This is a genomic window from Paraburkholderia sp. SIMBA_030 (genome assembly GCF_046535245.1).
Lineage (GTDB): Bacteria > Pseudomonadota > Gammaproteobacteria > Burkholderiales > Burkholderiaceae > Paraburkholderia.
Window position 1 is genome coordinate 1 of record NZ_JAWRXB010001326.1, and the last position, 246, is coordinate 246.

At 60.6% G+C, this 246-nt stretch carries 1 protein-coding gene; it reads left to right on the forward strand.

What is annotated here, in order from left to right; genetic code table 11:
* Positions 1-246: AAA family ATPase (locus SB772_RS44345; RefSeq protein ID WP_410839070.1), on the forward strand; the 246-nt coding region annotated here is incomplete at both ends.

Below are 246 nucleotides of genomic sequence, written 5' to 3' on the forward strand. Positions count from 1 at the left end.
GGGGTGAGCGTTCCCTGACAGCCGTGGCTTTGCTGGTGGCAATCTTCAAGGCCCGCCCGTCGCCCTTCTACGTCATGGACGAGGTTGAAGCCGCGCTGGATGACACCAACCTTGGCAGGCTGATCACCATCTTCGAAGAACTCCGTGAATCCAGCCAGTTGATCGTCATTACCCACCAGAAACGGACCATGGAAGTCGCTGACGCGCTGTACGGGGTGACCATGCGGGACGACGCGGTGTCCACCG